The organism is Paenibacillus auburnensis (assembly GCF_927798115.1).
Classification (GTDB): domain Bacteria; phylum Bacillota; class Bacilli; order Paenibacillales; family Paenibacillaceae; genus Paenibacillus_AQ; species Paenibacillus_AQ auburnensis.
Map to the genome: position 1 here is coordinate 1517793 of NZ_CAKMMG010000001.1, position 16228 is coordinate 1534020.

Consider the following 16228-nt stretch of genomic DNA (forward strand, 5'->3'; position numbering starts at 1 on the left):
ATAACTCCCATCATTATACTATAATCTGGCAAAAAACGGACGATACCGGCTCCCCTTCAGCGCAACATCATTCAAGAACATCGATACTTTTCGTATTATAATAGCTATACATTACCGAAAAAGAAGGTGAACACAGTTGACTCGTGAAGTCCGGACAGTCGTTTTTGATACAGAGCTGAAGCTGGAGGCATACCGTTTCGAAGGAATTATGCAGAAATTCCCCAATCATTTTCATGATTATTATGTGATCGGGTTTATTGAACAAGGCAAACGGTACCTACAGTGTGGTAATGAGGAATATATCCTGAACAGCGGAGATGTAATCATCTTTAACCCGCAGGATCCCCACTCCTGTGAACAGGTGGATGGAAGAACCCTGGATTACCGCTGCATTAATGTCCAGCCGGAGGTTATGCGGCATTATGTGCATGAGATTACGGGCAAGCTCGATCTGCCGAGGTTCACACAGGCCGTACTATTCCAGAGTGAGCTGGCTTCGCCGCTGCATGATTTGCACCAGATGCTTCTGGACGAACAGGCGGATTTCCAGAAAGAAGAATTGTTCCTGTTCCTTCTTGAGCAGCTGCTGCGGGAATATTCAGACGCAGATGCACCGGTTCCCGCTCGGGAGCTTACGACGGAAATAAAAATGATCTGCCAATACATAGAGGATCATTATACTGAAAATATTACACTGAATCAGCTGACAGAATTGACAGGTCTGAGTAAATATCATCTGCTGCGGTTGTTTACTAAGCAAAAAGGGATCTCCCCTTACCGTTATCTGGAGACGATTCGAATTAACCAGGCCAAGCGGCTGCTGGAGCAAGGGGTATCGCCGATGGAGGTTGCCCTGCAGGCCGGGTTCAGCGACCAGAGCCATTTTACTAATTTCTTCAAAAAACTAATCGGCTTAACACCCAAGCAGTATCTGCGGATATTTAAACAGCAGGCGGAAAAGAAACCTTCGGAGGTCGCCTCATCATGAATCACGAACGCACTGCGGCCACCGGACATATGCTTGCCTTCCTTACAATCATGATCTGGGGAACCACCTTTATCTCGACCAAAACGTTGCTGGCAGACTTTACTCCGCTTGAAATCCTGTTCTTCCGCTTTATTCTGGGGTATTTGGTCTTGTCCCTGCTCCATCCGCGCCGGATCCGGACGAATTCCTTCAAAGAGGAAGCGCTGTTTATCGCCGCCGGACTTTGCGGAGTCACTTTGTATTTTCTGATTGAGAATATTGCCCTTGTCTACACGCTGGCCTCTAACGTCGGTGTAATTGTGTCGATTGCTCCGTTTTTAACCGCGGTGATCGTCCACTTCTGCTTACAGGAAGAACGTTTAACCCCCTCATTCATCACCGGCTTTCTGATTGCGCTGAGCGGCATTATCTGCATCTTCCTGAACGGAAGTTTCCGTGTAGAGCTAAATCCGCTCGGCGATCTGCTTGCCTTACTGGCCCCTGTGGTCTGGGCTATATATTCAGTCTTGATGCGCAAAATCAGTGCTCTGCAACATAACACTATCGGCGTTACCCGCAGAGTGTTTCTGTATAGCTTGCTCGGGATGCTGCCCGCTCTGCCGCTGATGGATTTTCAGTTCAGTCTGGACAGATTAAGCGAGTCTGCGAATCTTATGAATCTTCTGTACTTGGGTCTGGGAGCTTCAGCGTTATGCTTCGTGACCTGGAACCGTGCGGTCGGTATTTTGGGAGCGATCAGAACAAGCGTATATATCTATCTTGTTCCGGTCATCACCGTGGCTGCCGCTGCGCTGTTTCTGCATGAAAAGCTCACTTGGGCCATCCTGCTCGGCACTGTGCTTACGTTAAGCGGCTCCTATATCTCTGAACGCAAACCAAAAACAACCCCCGCCAAGGGGATCGCTGTACACGAACAACATTAATTTAACCGGCGTACCAACTCATACTGATTACCGCAGGGATCGGCGAAATACACCGCATAATATGTCAGGCTAATCGGAAATAGCCGGGGGCCGGGCTCCCGGTCTTCCGTAATGGCAAAATAATTCGCGCTAGGAAGCTCCCCCTCCTCCGCAAATACATACCAGTCCGTGCTATGAAAATCCGGGTGAACCCGAGCTCCGGCAAGAGCTTTTCCGCCGTTAAACTCAAAGTTCAGCCTGCCTTTCTCAGGCATTATTTCCGGTATATCAGCTCTCTTAGCTCCTCATGAATCGCTGCAGGGATCTCATAGCCTTGACCGCTATCTTCAGTATCGACCAGCAGGCCTCTAATCCCCTTTTGAGCGGAATCAGAAATATTCAAAACATAAGTCTTCTGACTGTCATCTTTATAGTACACGTACATCAGAAAATAAGTCCCGTAATCCAATTCCCCGCTCATTTTGACCGACTTATCGATGGCACTTACGAAGGTTCTAATTTCATCTGCACCGGTAAACGTCTTCTCTGTGAAGGGTACGGTTGATTGCTGATCACTGGTGCATAAATCCACACATTGGAGCCGTACCTTTTCCACCTCTGTCACTTTAGGTTCACTGCAGCCCACAATTCCAAATAACAGCATACAGGAGAGCAGAAACATCCATATTCGCATCATAGTTCCTCCTTATCTTGGGCTCTTTTGGATAACCTTTCCATATAATTCTGCAGAAACAAGAAAAAAGCCTGCTAACTCAACCTCCCAGTACAGGGATTAAGTCTGCAGGCTCTATTTATTCATCCATACGGAACGTGAAGTAATTATTTAACTTCAGTTGCTCCAGTCACTTTACCTTCCATAACAGCGGATGCTTGTACATCTGCATTTGCAAAGTACAGGTTTCCGTCGATTGTAGCATCTTTATACAGGTTGAAGCCGTTAGCTTCTACGTAAACGTCACCTTTAATCGTTCCGCCTTGCACTCTGAAGTTTTCACTTTGTACAGTCACTTTAGGTGCAGTAAGGGTGTAGCTGGCTGTAACTTTGTGGTCAGCATCCTGAGCATACAGGGCAAGCTTACGGTAAATTGCATTTTCGGCAACGCCTTTATCATGGAATTCACCGGCTACAACAACATCCTGATCTACTGTCAGGTCATTAAGGATCGCTACGATCCAGTTACCTTCTGCGCTTACTGCTTTAAGGAATGGATCTTGTTCTTTAACAATGGATGCTGTAGATACTGCATCTGTCTGTGCAGCAGATGTAGGAGCAGTTGTAGCTGTAGCAGCCGCTTCATTTCCTTCATTGTTATTATTCGAACCGCAACCCGACAACAATGCAGCAGAAACACCGGCAACCAGCAAAACTTTAACAAATTTCATTTTTAAATCCCCCTATTTCTTTTTAATAACCATATTATATATTAAAATTTGAAAAATATCACGTGATGTTTTTCACAAATTTGTGTCGATGCCAGAATGCCTAATACAACGTCTTCTAACAAAGTAAATATATACAAAATAAGACACTGACAGAATGCCAGCGTCCTTATGGTTCGCTATTTCTTTGCTGTTACCAGAATAGCAACAATTTTATGGTCATTACCGTGCATATCTGTGAATTCATATACTTTGTCCGCTAACTCAACTTCGCTGAACTCAGCAAACAGGTTCTCCAGTTCTTCACGCGTAGTGTAATAATGCGGAATATCTTCCTCGCCGGGTCTTCCACCAACAAATGTATTCCTGTCGATCTCCTCACCAATACCATATGTAGGATCTTCAGTCGTCACAAAATCAGTTACTACCGTTCCGCCTTTCCTGAGTACACGATGTATCTCGTGGATTCCTTGCCGGATGTCATCCCTGACTCCGTGCCCTTGAACCCAAATACATAACACACCGTCAAACCTCTGATCCTCCAAAGTCATCGCGTACATATTCTGCACACTGTATTCCACATCATAGGTTCCACATTGATCCACAAGCTGTCTGGTTAGCTCCACACCTGTAGGGGAGAGATCGCTTGCATGTATATGAAAGCCCTGATCAGCCAAAAAAAGCGTATGCCGGCCTGTGCCGCAGCCCAAATCCAGAATAGATGTACAGCCGTTGTCTGTAAATCGCTTCGCAGCCTCCACTACTGTATCCAATACTTCAATTTGCGTTTTTCCCTGCTCCAAATAAATTGCTTCCCAGCTGCCATTTTTAATAAGCTCTGATCTCCTTTCCACACAGTGTAAAATATCCATCCAGAGCTAAATATACCATTTACCCGTTCGGACTGACGCCTGATTAAGTCACATGTGAGAAATGCTACTTTTAGACATGCAGTACGGCATTCTTTTCAGACAGAATAATGTAATCCCCTATAACTCCCTGTTGAAAAGCTTGTTTTCTTGCCTCTCCATTTCCTAAAGGCGGCAAAGCCTCATTGTATTGATAAAAGATAAGCTCATGAATACTATTATCTGCCGATAGTTCCAGGTGCAGTTCAGCATCACATAGTGTAATACCAGTAATCACACTCCCTTTTATAACCCCGGAGAGTTGATCCCACTGCTCTTCTGCCGACTCACCGGCCCATTCGGATACCCACGGTTTATAGGTCCTGTTATATTTCAAATGGCATGTTATAACTCTGCCCTCCATCATTATGTATTGTCCTGAATGCCACACTGCGTAGACTAAATATTGTTGACTGCCTTCTTGGTCCAGTAATACACCGAAAAATCCAGGTCCGCCCATACCGTAACTGCCCAATTGAGAGGTGAAATCCACAACCCGGCTATTCAGCAGCGAACCGATTTCTATTTCCTTTAAGGACCTCGGTCTGCTTAAGATCATCGCTTCACCTTTACCTGGTGCATAATGGAAGTCCATGAATGTTCTATCCTCGATCCATCCTTTGCCGGTCCACTTTCCCAGTTCAGCCTTAGGAACAATCATTGAATACTCTTTAATTAGCCCCAAATTCAGGTCATGATAGGGGTGTTTCACCTTGTTATTTCGCTTTAGCCATCCGAACATTGTCCGCCTTCTCCTTTCAAAAGACTCTGAATTCCGGGCACATTTTCGCTTTTTCAGATGCAGGCTGGTACACTATTTATCAGATATGTACAATGAAACGAAATATACAGCAATAGAACGGCATAGGAAAGGAATTCCGCTATGAATAAATCTCAACTGTCCGCAGCACTTGCGCCGCAGAACTTGCGCAGCTGTCTGATCAGCCGGGAAGGCCGGCTTATATATGAACATTATAGAGAGCCTCACATAGTAACCCAGATTGCCAAGATCAACTCCTGTACCAAAAGCATTCTATCCGCGCTGATCTGCATTGCTATCGGGCAAGGCTTGCTTCCGCAGCCATCTGCTCCCCTATCGCAATTCTATCCCCAGCTTCAGCTGGACGCAGATAAGCGTAAGGCAGCAATCACCCTGGAGCAATTGTTAACGATGTCCGCAGGGTTCAATTGGACGGAATTTGGCGGGCAGAACTCTTTTCCCCGGATGACCCGGTCAGAGAACTGGACGGATTTCGTGCTGCAGCAGAAGCTGTCGCATAAGCCAGGGGAGCATATGGAATACAACTCCGGTGTCTCCCAGCTGCTGTCAGCTATACTGGTACAAGGAACAGGGATGCCCACTGCCCGGTTTGCTGAGTTGCACCTGTTCGAGCCGCTTGGAATTGAGCAGTATGAGTGGGAGCAGGATCCGCAAGGGATCCATACCGGAGGATTCGGGCTTCGCCTGCGGCCATCCGATCTGCTGAAGTTTGGGCAGCTCTACTTACAGCAAGGGAATTGGGCGGACTGGCAGCTGATTCCAGCAGAACTTATCACTCGCTCCACGCAAACTGCCATGCAGGCGGAAGCTCCCCGGCGCGGCGGCTACGGCTGGCATTGGTGGACTGACAGTTTTGCTATGACAGCAGGCGGTACAACAGAATCTGTATTGCACTATTATTACGCCAGAGGGTATGGAGGGCAATTTGTTTATGTACTTCCTGCGCTTGAGATCGTTGTTGTTCTAACACAAGATCACCAAGGCAAGCAGAAGAAACCTCCAGTAGATGTGTTCCGCGAATGGATCGCTCCGCTGCTCGTTGAAGAAGTCCTCTGAGAAAGATCTTGACCTCTAATACTCACCTGTAAAATGCATAAATCCCCGTCTACCTTATCAACCTAGGTAACGGGGACTTATGTGTCCAATCCAATATTCAATTCAATCATTTCCTCCAGCAACAATCCATATCCCTGACATGGTAATTGTTAATTCATATTCGGTATTTCCCGTTCGCTCCGTAATCGGAGTATTGCTCCATGTCCTGCATATGGGATGAGTTCCCCGCGTACACGATTACACGAAAAACGTTTTCACGGACGTTTTCCCTACTGTGTCAACCGTAGTTGTACGCTTCGCTAACCTGCTTCAACGGAATCACGCTCCTTCGACTGCAAGATGTGTCTTGCCTGAAAAGCTTGTTCCTTGTTCATGGTTTCTTTGGGAATCTCTCCTTCCTTCAATTAATCACCGGTAAGTAAGCTTCTAAAAACTTGTGTTGCAGCTACTTGCTGGTGATGACACTATCTTAGCGCATAACCGCTGAATTTTAAACTTTCATAATTTTTCATATTTTGTCGTATTACCTGGAAATGCCTATTCCCAGAGATATGGCCGCCTAAGCCTAAGAATTGCTCGTTTTTTTGTGGTTTTACGTACAGTTTACAATGTTAATAAAATATTAAGCTGGAATTGATGCTTCAACTTTTTTTTCAGCATTAACACGGTTATGTCAGCTGTAATTTTATGTTGCATGTATCCCATTCCCCGGAGCTGCATTCAGCTTCTTACGCCGCCGCAAATTGTAAACCAGGTAAATGCCATACACCAGATATAAGAGGTTTAAGATAACAACGGCCAGGAGTTCTTTGTCCGGATTCTCCTTCGTCATAAACGCTAAGGCATCATACACAAAATGAAAAGCAATCAGCGGAATAATATTACCCGTTGTTTCAATCAGCAGGGCGAGAATACAGCCGAGCAGCAGCGCATTGATAACCTGCATAAGAACATGTGCAAGATCATTTCCGTTTAATGCGTTAGACATATGTAAGATTCCAAAGAAGATCGACGAAAACACGATGTAGAATACGGAGCCTTTGAACTTTAGCTTGTCTCTGATAATGCCTCTGAAGACCGATTCCTCCGTAAAACCAACCAGCAGAGTGAACACCAGGTAGAACAATACCTCAGCTGTGGTCAGCTTCACGTTTAAACCGCCTATAACCGGCTGAACCAAAGCAATGATCAGTAAGGGTATGTAGTAGAGTGCATCTTTGGAGGAGGCACCCCCGAGCGGCTTGAACCCGAACTGGGCTAAGCTCCTGCTGCCTCTGGTCATGTACACGGTAACGATCACAGCCATGACGAGAAAGGCTCCGGCCTGGGCAACCAATATCCCGTTGTCACTTAATTCCATAATGGTTGCGGCTGCCGAAGCTATGGAAATCAATAACGTCAGCAGGATACCGAGCATAAGCGAGAAAATAACGGGATGACTCTTTTTACGGGTGTTTGTCATTATTTCTCTCCTTTAATTCTACTTATTTGCAGAGGTTCATCGTCCCAGACCTGCACTTCAATATACCTTTCCGGACCCTTTGTACCCCCTTTGTTCCAGACCTGAGGCAGACCATATTTATGTATAAGCTGTACCATTTCTTTATATGTATAAATATTTCCCCGATACTCCTTGCCGTCGTCTACCTTCGGGCTAAAGGTCGGAAATAAATCTCCGTACGAGAAGGATAGAGTATCGGTGTTAAAACTGGAGATGTGGATTTTCACTGCTGCGCCTTCTTCATACCAGCTATTCAGCCATTCACATTCGCCGACTACCATGTAATGCGGGACTTTTCTGACCGGCTTTCCTCCTTTGGAAATAAACATCGTTCTGGCCAGCTGCTCCAGCTCGTATCTTCTTTTCATATACCCTGCCGCTCTGCGCCCCGCCATAACATCCTTATTGTGTTTAACCGAGTCTAGAACCTCTGCTGCCTCATCCGCTGGCAGATCTGACAGATTTCGAAAAGGTCCGATTGCTTGCTCATAGTAATGATATAAATAATCCATTGGAATGCCACCCTTCTATAAAGGTTCTCTCTCTACCCTGCCCGTAAAAAACTCAGCCTAAGGCTGAGTTTTGGAAAGATCATATTCGTAGATCCGGCCATCACGGACTGCCTGATTCTTGAACAGCAGCAGATTCCCTTTGCGTTCAACAAATTCAAGCTGATCCCCATAGAAAGGAATATCATTTGTTTCAGCGTAAAGCTGCTGGTCTGCATCCAGTAATGCTTTGTACAACAATGTTTTGGCGCCGGTCTTGCGGTCGATCAGGGTAAGCATGCCCTTTTGATTCGGACGGATCAGCAGGAAGTCCTCATCCATTCCTTCAATCAGATACTTATCATCTACACCGCCAAGCTTGGTTAAATCCATCGTCTCAACTACTTTGCCTGTCCCGTCTTCGATTACCCGCAGAGTCTTGCCATCTGTCAGAATAAGTTTGTTTCCATACATGTTCACATTATCTCCGTACCGGATCCAGTAACCCACGCTTGCCTGCCGGATCACCATACCGTCTTTAATAATCAGCGTATACCATTTATTGTTGATATGCGGCTCTCCGTAAATATCCGATATGGTCAGATATAATAAGCCTCCGGCTGTCTTTTGAAAATCGAAAGTAACCATGTCATACAGCTCTGAGCCCAGATTGGCAATCAGCCGGGGCTGGCCCGCCGGAGTAGAAGCGTATAACTTCCCTGTTTGTTTATTAACCGTATAGTTCACCCCCGCATAAGAAGCATTGGTACTGGCGAAAGTCTGAATACCTTTAGCAGTATAAACTGCACTCTTGGCATTCCAGCTTACCGATTCGCCTCCCAAAGCCTCGACCATAAACCGGGCAGGAAGATATAATTCATCCTTGTATACAAAAGGTGTTCCGCCCAGATATACCGTTTTCCCGTCCAGCTTCCCCGTCTTGCTGCCTACTGTAATCACTACCGACTTCTCCCATCCGATATACGTCGCCTGGCGGTGGGACTTATTCCAGGTAACCTGCAGGCCAGCTGATTCCAAAAAATTAGCCCGGGCATAAACAGTGCCATCCTTGAGCAGTGCTGGTCCGGTACCTTGTCCCCCCTTGTCCATTATAAAGGTGAAATAAGCGCTTGAAGCAGCCGACGAGACCGAAGAAAAAATCAGTGAAAAGGCCAGCAAAGGCATAACAAGCCATATTTTTCGCATAAACGATCTACCCTTTCCTCTTATTTCCTGTTTCCATACATTTATTGGACTCAAAAAATAGAAAAAAGTTGCAGTCCCATTAATTTACATTAAGGGTAATAAGACTTAGTCCGATTGAACTATTTTACCTTAACTTCCAGTGGGAATAGCTTGACTGGCATGATATAATCGCTAATGGCTTTACCACGAAATTAAACCCATTAATATTATGGGTTTGTAGGAGGATTATCACCATAGACAGTCACATTAGAATTGTGAAAGTATCCGCGGCTATTGAAAGAGATGAATTTGACATCAAGGTAAGTCATTGGAGACTTCTGCTGGAGACGAACCGCTATTACGAGATTAAAGGCGAGGAAGGCCCGGTAAAGCGAATTTATAAAGAGAAGCTTAATACCGTTGTGGAAGAATCCAAGTCATATACGGCTGGTCAGCTATCCTGTTCAGCCTTTTGTATTGAAGACCGGGTCAATGAGATGCAGATCGAGATTCTACACAAGCTGCAGCTAAAAATCAACGATTATATGAACCAGCTTCATTTAAATCAAAAAGCGATCGAACGCCAAACGATAGTCCAAAAATCGTGACTGTCCGGAATACCTATTCACGAATTTGATTGACAGTACAAAGAGCCGAGAACTGCAGAAATTCTGCAGGTTCCCGGCTCTTTGTATTAGTGTGCTGCTTATAGCTGTCCCGCGTTCTTCACAGCATGTTCCCAGCTTGGAAAATAATACAGTGCGCTCCGCATTAATTCCGGATCCTGCTGCTTGACCTGCTTCTTATTAACCGTTCCCCCACCCGATTGGAGCTGCTTGATCCGGCTAATGACCTCATCTGATCCCATTGTAATATCCAGCTTTGCCACTCCCTTCTTTTTAATTCTTCCATATTTTTCACCATGCCTCCAATTTATATACTTAGGTAAGTGCAAATTTCAGCAGGCGGCTGAGCGCAGCCGGCAGGACACTAACATGTCTTTCCTCCGCAAACTTGGCCAGGTTCACCTGCAGTCCCCACTCCGCTAGCGGCTCCAGCAGCAACGGCAGCTTCTCTGCATCCTCAACCATATGATCCAGCTCTTTAGCACCGATGGTAATAAGCAGCTTCCGCTGCAGTTGCCGCAGAGGGTAGTCTGCGGAGAAACGTTCCTGCTCAGCCAATACGGAGTAATCCCCCCACCAGACCGAAGGGCTGCCTGCTGCATAGTGCGTAAACAGCTCAGGTCTGGTAAATAACGCATGCAGAACGAACAGCCCTCCTAAGGAATGGCCGAACAAGGCCTGACGGCTGCCGTCTACCGGGAACAGACTTGAGATCAGCGGCATGATCTCATCCTGCAGAACATCCAGGAAGCTGTCCGCCCCGCCATGCTCAGGCCAGTTACTGCCATCCGGACGTTTCGGCAGGGTCTGCTCGAGCACAGGTATAGTGAAATCATAACAGCGTCTTGTCATATCAAAGGCCTCACCTGACGGGTAGCCGATGGCGACAATGACTACCGGATCAAAGCCATGCGGCTTACGAGTCTGCAGCCGGGCAGCTTCTGCCAGGGTATGAAAGACGGCGTTGCCATCCAGGGCATAGATAACCGGGTACCCTTCCGGCGGGGCTTCACCGGAAGGGTGCGAGAGCAGAATCCGGTACTCCAGCTTACGCTCACCGGCAGTTATTACATATTCTTCACAGCCCTGATGCGGGTAGCTTAATTCCTTGATACTGCTCATGGCACTATAGTCTCCAGGACATCATCAATAACATTACTGTACGCGACCAAACCGCCGCCCAGCCAGTAACGGTCATCCACATTATATACATGCCCGGCCTTCACGGCAGGAATGCTCTTCCAGAGCGCACTATCTGTCAGCTCTTTATAGAATGTCTCTCCGCTGTTTGCAGTGTCATTCGCCAGGAAAATATAATCGGCCTCAAACCCGCCAATATCCAGCGGTTCTATCCGCTCCATTGAAGTCTCCTCCCTTTCCGCAAACTACTCTTGAGTTATTGATAATGATAATCATTGTCTTTAATTTTTTCAATAAAAAAAGAACGCCCGGCAGCGTCCTTGTACTTATATATAAGCTGATTCGTCCTTCTTCAACTTTACATCTACAGGTTCTGGCTGACTGACCCAGCATCCGTTCTGAGCACAAAATAATATTCCCGCTTCTCACCGTCGTCACCCTGCTCCGTCAGCTTGAATCCGCGGATGATGGCACCGGGCTCATAGTCCTTGGTATTTGAGCTTAGAAAAGCTGATAGATTCTCTTTAAGCACAAAAGATCCTGATCCGCTCATAAATTCCATGACTATCGGATTGTCATCCGGCAATTTGTATTTATAGCCGCCGTCTTCCCTCAGCAGCACATCTCTCAGTTCATATATGGCTGGCCCCTCCTTCTCCAGCTGAATCTGAACAGACTCACCTAATTTCACATAAGGGATGCTGACTTTTAAATCCTCAAGAAGAGCTCTGAAAGGAACTTCTCCGGATGTATTTGCGGTATGCTCATCGTTTTTAGTTTGGAGAAATACCGGGATATTACTGCCGCCTGCAGTTACCGTGATCGAAGAGGAATCTGGCTTATCCTTACGGTTCGGGAAGCTGCAGGCAGTTAATGCACAAAGTATCAGCACACTCAACAGCCGCAGCAGTGGCATCCTCGGCATACCCTAGCCCTCCTCCCTGCATTATTAGTAGGCTAACCGATAATACGGAAGATTCAGTACCGGCACAAAGCCCAGCTTCTGAGCGAGATTATACGATCCTTCATTCTCCAGACGGCAGGCCCAGACCGGTTCCAGTCCGCGTTCCAGGCAGTAATCAATCAAGGCCGAGCTGACTGAGAGTGCGTAACCTTTTCCCCGGTATTTGTGCGCCGTCTCAATGCCAATCTCCAGCTGATTCTGTGCGCAGCAGGCTGAGAACGCGGTCGCGGCTATTTCGCCGTCCCGCAGCAAAGTGTATCCTATCCCCTCCGATTCAAAATGTGCCGCATCCCGCCAGAAAAAACGGGGCACCACACCTTCTGCCAGCGCATCAAACTGCTCTTTGGTGGTCTGCACGATCAATTCATCCTGCTTAAAATACTGCTCCCTGGCAGTAAGGTAAGCCTGCCGGTCGAAGCGGAAGTTAACCCTTGTATTCAGCTGAATGGCCCGGGGGTTATTGGTCTCTGATATTTCAGCTCCGTTATCAAGCATACCATTATGCATAGTCCGGATAGAATCGATTAGGCTGGTCCAGTCTCCTGCCGGGTCCGCCTGCAGCCACTCCGCCGTCCGTCTGGTTTCGGCTTTATTGGTCAAGTAGTCAAAGAGCGAGCGTTCAAAGACTTCATCGCCTCTATGTCCAAATAAAAGTGACATGCCATAGGAATGAACCACATAAAAAGCGCGAGGACTGTCAGCACAATCCGCAAACACCTTCCCACCAATGTTCTGCTCCAGGACACTTCTGGCGAACAACGTGTTTATTTTCACTTGATCCAGCACCGCTAAGGCCAGGTAATAGTCCTTGCTCTCCAGTTCAATCATCGCTTTCTCCTCGCTTTTCGTTAACATATTGTTTAAAAAGCCAACGGAAGTTCCATTCAAAGACATGGGACATCTGCCACTCAGCAAAAGGTACAGGTATACCCCGTGCCATCCAGGAATCAGCTGATTCTCCGCTTGCTGCGGCTTGTTCTGCATAGATTTGAATTTCAGTAAGATAACTTATCATCTCGCCAATGCTGCTGCGGTCTGTAACTTCCCCGTGGCCGGGAATCACCAGGCTGAATTCTAGCTCTTGTCCGATCCGCTGCAGAATCTCAATCCATGCGGCCGGGAATCCGCTAAGCATAGCCGGATGGGATTTACTTAGTACCAGATCTCCGGCGATCAGCACCTTAGCATCTTCAATGTACACAAAGGCATCACTATCCGTATGCCCGCCGCCAAAGGTTAGGAGAGTCAACGAACGCACAGTCCCGTGAATCATCAGCTTATCTGAAAAGGTTAGTGCCGCTGTCCTTCTACGGATGGCGGGTACTGCCGCCAGCAGCGCTGCTTTATCCGCAATTTCATTGGCAAATGCTGTTTGCAGCCGGATGTCTTGCGCCGCATGCATACCTTTGCTTAATACCGCAATTTGTTTCTGCAGTCCATTCTGCCACACTTCCACCTCTGGAGGGCCCTCTTTCGTCAGAATCTCACGGGTAAGGTCAGTAGTGATGATCTGACTGTCTTCAAACACCTGATTCCCATAATGATGATCACCATGAAAATGTGTATTTACTATGTACTTCACCGGTTTCCCGGTCAGCTGCCCGGCCGTTTCACGCAATATCTGCGCCGCCTCGGGAAGACTGAACGTATCTACCACAACTGTGAAATCGCCTAGATCAACTATAGCCGCATTCCCCAACGCCCCGCTGCCCGGAATCACAATTGCCGCCCACACGCCTGTAGCTACTGAATGCAAGGTGAAGAATTTGTTCAACCTCAGTCCCCCTATGTAACAATAAAATTAACTGCCATTATACTATAAAATGGAAACTACTGAGCAGTAAATTCTTCACACTTTTTCGATGAACGGTTAAGGATAACCTGCATCATCAAGGCGTCCAAAGTACGCCATATGCACAAGGGTTCCGCTGTAATATTTCCCTTTTAGAGAATTCTATTGACTTCTCACTTGATTTACGTTAGCTTTCTCACATATATAGTTTAGATTGAAAGGAAACTGCAGATGATTATTCCAACACCGGAAGTGAATTTCGAAGCTTCTCCCTTTTATAATCCCAGCCTGAAAAATGTGGTCATTCTCGCCACCGGCGGAACGATTGCCGGCAGCGGAGAAGCACATAAAACCTTAAATTACGAACCCGGCGCTCTGCCGATACAAGATCTGCTGGACAGTGTCCCCCACCTGGAGCGGTTAGCTAATTGTGCAGGAATACAGGTGAGCAATCTGTGCAGTGCTGACATTACCAGTGAGCACTGGCTGACACTTGCTTCAATCATTAATACCTTGGCCCTACGGGAGGATATCCACGGGTTTGTGATTACGCACGGAACAGATACGCTGGACGAGACCTCTTATTTTCTAAACCTGGTCATCAAGACCGACAAGCCGGTTATTATCACAGGCTCCATGCGCCCGGCCACGGCAATAAGCGCAGACGGACCGCTGAACCTCTTCCAGTCCGTTGCGCTCGCTGCCAATCCGGACGCATCCGGACAGGGCGTAATGGTCGTGTTTGCAGAGGGGATCTACAGCGGCAGGGATGTTCAGAAGGTTAACACGTTTAAGGCGAATGCTTTTGATGAACGGGATTTCGGCTGTCTCGGATATATGCGGGATGCCCAAGCCTTCTTTTACACCCGTTCTTTGAAAAAGCACACCATAGATGCCCAGTTTGACGTCTCGTCCCTGACCGGGCTGCCTGAGGTATCCGTCGCCTATTTCCATGTAGACGCCAACCCTGGTATTCTGGATTACTTGTCCACAGTTTCCAAAGGAATTGTTATCGCCGGAGCTGGCGGAGGGATATACAGCAAACCGTGGATAGATAAGGTCGGCGAGCTCAAAAACAACAATATCCCGGTGGTCCGCTGCTCGCGGATTTCCAGCGGGATAACGCTTAAAGATTCTTACATTGACCTTTCTGCCAATTCCATTCCCTGCAACAGTCTGGTGCCGCAAAAAGCGCGGATTCTGCTCTCGCTGGCGCTCACGCAAACGACACATTACGATGAAATTGCTGCAATGTTTAATGTGTACTAATTTATAACGCTATGCAATCAGCTAACAGCCCCGTGAATGCTCTGCTCACGGGGCTGTTTCTTATCTATAGCATTCGCACCGACATCCTTATCACACTGTTAGTATTGCTGCTTCTTAAGTCTGATTTGCAGCAGCCGGCCGTTTCCTTTGTCTCCATTTACCTACAACAAGCAGGAGCAAGGGCAGGCCGAGCATATTCACAGGCATCGCGAATGGCACCCAGTAACGCTGCAAATAATTGGTTGACGCCTCCGTTACATCTTGGGGAACTAACGCAAATATAAAGATCACTGGGGCTATGAACCAAATCAGGTTTCTCCAGTTGCGGACCTGCAAAAATTGGGCGGTACCATAGCTCATCAAGAAGAGCATTACAGCAAATTTGACGAATACACTGGCGAGCCATATCACTACCGGAATCGCATCGAAGTTATCGATAAAACCGAATAGTGATATTTTTTTGGTCATTTCGAAAAAAGGATACCACGTGTTAGAGGAAAGATTAACCCCTAAAGTGAGGATCACCATCAGCGTTGTTATCAGTACAAAGAACACAGAGGTCAGGACCGCCCCGAACGCGTAAATCGCCCCCTTACGCGGCTGGGTCAAAAATGCGGCAAACATAAGGTATTCAACAGAATGACCGAGATAGGAGGCTGGCGCTAGCGCACCACCCAGTATTCCCGTCATTCCGCTATCCGCATAGACTGGAAGGACGTTCTTCCAGTGGATATTGTTAGTGCTAGCAATTAGGACAAGGCTGATCATAAGCAGGATGATCGGCCCCAGAACCTCGCCGCAGCGGGCAATGCCTTCGATTCCGCCTGCATAGGTTGCATAGACTATGACGAAAATCATCAGGAGCATGACCGCTTCTTTCGGTGTCCCGTGAAGCAGCATGACTTGAACCAAATCAGAGAATTGACGGAGAATAATCGGAGTGATCGTATACCATTGAACCAAATAAATTACGATTACACCTTTACCTATCCATTTTCCAAGAATCGAATGACTGTATTCGAAAAAAGTCTGTCCAGGGTATAGCTTCGCGGCTTGCGTCGCCAAGAGTGCGATCAGCAATGCGATGCCTCCGGCAACGACAACGGAAATCCAGGCATCCTGTTTTGCCAGCAAGCTTGGGGTGACCGTCATGACCAATGTCATCCCGAGATCCATGATAAGGATGATCCAGAAAACCTGTATACCTGTCAATCTCATCTTCATCGC

General features: G+C 47.1%; 20 protein-coding genes. 5 read left to right on the forward strand and 15 right to left on the reverse strand.

Annotated elements, in window-relative coordinates:
* The first annotated feature begins 136 nt into the window (after window positions 1–136).
* Together L6H70_RS07045 and L6H70_RS07050 are read left to right on the forward strand one after the other, a co-directional pair.
* Window positions 137–988: an AraC family ligand binding domain-containing protein gene (locus L6H70_RS07045; protein WP_236331332.1), complete on the forward strand. Its 852-nt coding sequence runs from the start codon at window positions 137–139 to the stop codon at window positions 986–988.
* Complete coding sequence (locus L6H70_RS07050) at window positions 985–1911, forward strand: DMT family transporter (RefSeq protein ID WP_236331334.1); 927 nt, start codon at window positions 985–987, stop codon at window positions 1909–1911. The genes L6H70_RS07045 and L6H70_RS07050 overlap by 4 nt, the downstream gene beginning before the upstream one ends.
* Here L6H70_RS07050 and L6H70_RS07055 read toward each other — a convergent pair.
* The 5 genes from L6H70_RS07055 to L6H70_RS07075 all read right to left on the reverse strand — a co-directional run bounded on the left by L6H70_RS07055 (window position 1908) and on the right by L6H70_RS07075 (window position 4941).
* Window positions 1908–2165 (reverse strand): hypothetical protein, encoded by a 258-nt coding sequence (locus L6H70_RS07055; RefSeq protein WP_236331336.1) that lies wholly within the window; start codon window positions 2163–2165, stop codon window positions 1908–1910. The genes L6H70_RS07050 and L6H70_RS07055 overlap by 4 nt on opposite strands.
* Window positions 2165–2584: a YhfM domain-containing protein gene (locus tag L6H70_RS07060; protein ID WP_236331337.1), complete on the reverse strand. Its 420-nt coding sequence runs from the start codon at window positions 2582–2584 to the stop codon at window positions 2165–2167. Before L6H70_RS07060 ends, L6H70_RS07055 begins: the two co-directional genes overlap by 1 nt.
* A gap of 146 nt (window positions 2585–2730) precedes the next feature.
* Window positions 2731–3294, reverse strand: coding sequence for a polymer-forming cytoskeletal protein (locus tag L6H70_RS07065; protein ID WP_236331339.1), 564 nt, complete (start codon window positions 3292–3294; stop codon window positions 2731–2733).
* 176 nt (window positions 3295–3470) lie between these two features.
* Entirely contained in the window at window positions 3471–4094 is a 624-nt protein-coding gene (locus tag L6H70_RS07070) for a class I SAM-dependent methyltransferase (RefSeq protein WP_236331341.1), read from the reverse strand.
* Between the two features lie 139 nt (window positions 4095–4233).
* Complete coding sequence (locus tag L6H70_RS07075; RefSeq protein WP_236331343.1) at window positions 4234–4941, reverse strand: hypothetical protein; 708 nt, start codon at window positions 4939–4941, stop codon at window positions 4234–4236.
* A 141-nt stretch (window positions 4942–5082) separates the two neighbouring features.
* Between L6H70_RS07075 and L6H70_RS07080 the strand changes: the two genes are divergently transcribed.
* On the forward strand, window positions 5083–6036 hold the full coding sequence (locus L6H70_RS07080; RefSeq protein WP_236331345.1) for a serine hydrolase domain-containing protein: 954 nt from the start codon (window positions 5083–5085) through the stop codon (window positions 6034–6036).
* A gap of 685 nt (window positions 6037–6721) precedes the next feature.
* On the opposite strand, the gene L6H70_RS07085 is transcribed toward L6H70_RS07080, so the two are convergent.
* Genes L6H70_RS07085 through L6H70_RS07095 form a run of 3 tightly spaced genes read right to left on the reverse strand, consistent with a single transcriptional unit; the run spans window position 6722 to window position 9231 of the window.
* The gene (locus L6H70_RS07085) at window positions 6722–7498 is read right to left on the reverse strand and encodes a CPBP family intramembrane glutamic endopeptidase (RefSeq protein WP_236331347.1); all 777 of its coding nucleotides are present in this window, start codon (window positions 7496–7498) and stop codon (window positions 6722–6724) included.
* Window positions 7498–8049 (reverse strand): hypothetical protein, encoded by a 552-nt coding sequence (locus tag L6H70_RS07090; RefSeq protein WP_236331350.1) that lies wholly within the window; start codon window positions 8047–8049, stop codon window positions 7498–7500. The genes L6H70_RS07085 and L6H70_RS07090 overlap by 1 nt, the downstream gene beginning before the upstream one ends.
* Before the next feature lie 57 nt (window positions 8050–8106).
* Entirely contained in the window at window positions 8107–9231 is a 1125-nt protein-coding gene (locus L6H70_RS07095) for a copper amine oxidase N-terminal domain-containing protein (protein ID WP_236331352.1), read from the reverse strand.
* A gap of 254 nt (window positions 9232–9485) precedes the next feature.
* Here L6H70_RS07095 and L6H70_RS07100 point away from each other — a divergent pair, with 254 nt between their 5' ends.
* On the forward strand, window positions 9486–9818 hold the full coding sequence (locus L6H70_RS07100; RefSeq protein ID WP_236331354.1) for a hypothetical protein: 333 nt from the start codon (window positions 9486–9488) through the stop codon (window positions 9816–9818).
* Between the two features lie 98 nt (window positions 9819–9916).
* On the opposite strand, the gene L6H70_RS07105 is transcribed toward L6H70_RS07100, so the two are convergent.
* The 6 genes from L6H70_RS07105 to L6H70_RS07130 form a co-directional block, all read right to left on the reverse strand.
* Window positions 9917–10099, reverse strand: coding sequence for a hypothetical protein (locus tag L6H70_RS07105; protein ID WP_236333272.1), 183 nt, complete (start codon window positions 10097–10099; stop codon window positions 9917–9919).
* A gap of 52 nt (window positions 10100–10151) precedes the next feature.
* Window positions 10152–10958 (reverse strand): alpha/beta hydrolase, encoded by an 807-nt coding sequence (locus L6H70_RS07110; protein WP_236331357.1) that lies wholly within the window; start codon window positions 10956–10958, stop codon window positions 10152–10154.
* Entirely contained in the window at window positions 10955–11197 is a 243-nt protein-coding gene (locus tag L6H70_RS07115) for an ABC transporter substrate-binding protein (protein WP_236331359.1), read from the reverse strand. Before L6H70_RS07115 ends, L6H70_RS07110 begins: the two co-directional genes overlap by 4 nt.
* A 143-nt stretch (window positions 11198–11340) precedes the next feature.
* The gene (locus L6H70_RS07120; protein ID WP_236331361.1) at window positions 11341–11901 is read right to left on the reverse strand and encodes a hypothetical protein; all 561 of its coding nucleotides are present in this window, start codon (window positions 11899–11901) and stop codon (window positions 11341–11343) included.
* A 24-nt stretch (window positions 11902–11925) separates the two neighbouring features.
* A complete protein-coding gene (locus tag L6H70_RS07125) occupies window positions 11926–12795 on the reverse strand; it encodes a GNAT family N-acetyltransferase (RefSeq protein WP_236331362.1) in 870 nt (289 codons plus the stop codon).
* On the reverse strand, window positions 12761–13714 hold the full coding sequence (locus L6H70_RS07130; RefSeq protein WP_236331364.1) for an MBL fold metallo-hydrolase: 954 nt from the start codon (window positions 13712–13714) through the stop codon (window positions 12761–12763). Before L6H70_RS07130 ends, L6H70_RS07125 begins: the two co-directional genes overlap by 35 nt.
* Before the next feature lie 249 nt (window positions 13715–13963).
* Here L6H70_RS07130 and L6H70_RS07135 point away from each other — a divergent pair, with 249 nt between their 5' ends.
* A complete protein-coding gene (locus L6H70_RS07135) occupies window positions 13964–15001 on the forward strand; it encodes an asparaginase (RefSeq protein WP_236331366.1) in 1038 nt (345 codons plus the stop codon).
* Window positions 15002–15115: 114 nt separating this feature from the next.
* Here the strand turns inward: L6H70_RS07135 and L6H70_RS07140 are convergent, their stop codons facing one another.
* The gene (locus L6H70_RS07140; protein ID WP_236331368.1) at window positions 15116–16225 is read right to left on the reverse strand and encodes a GerAB/ArcD/ProY family transporter; all 1110 of its coding nucleotides are present in this window, start codon (window positions 16223–16225) and stop codon (window positions 15116–15118) included.
* Window positions 16226–16228 lie beyond the last annotated feature (3 nt).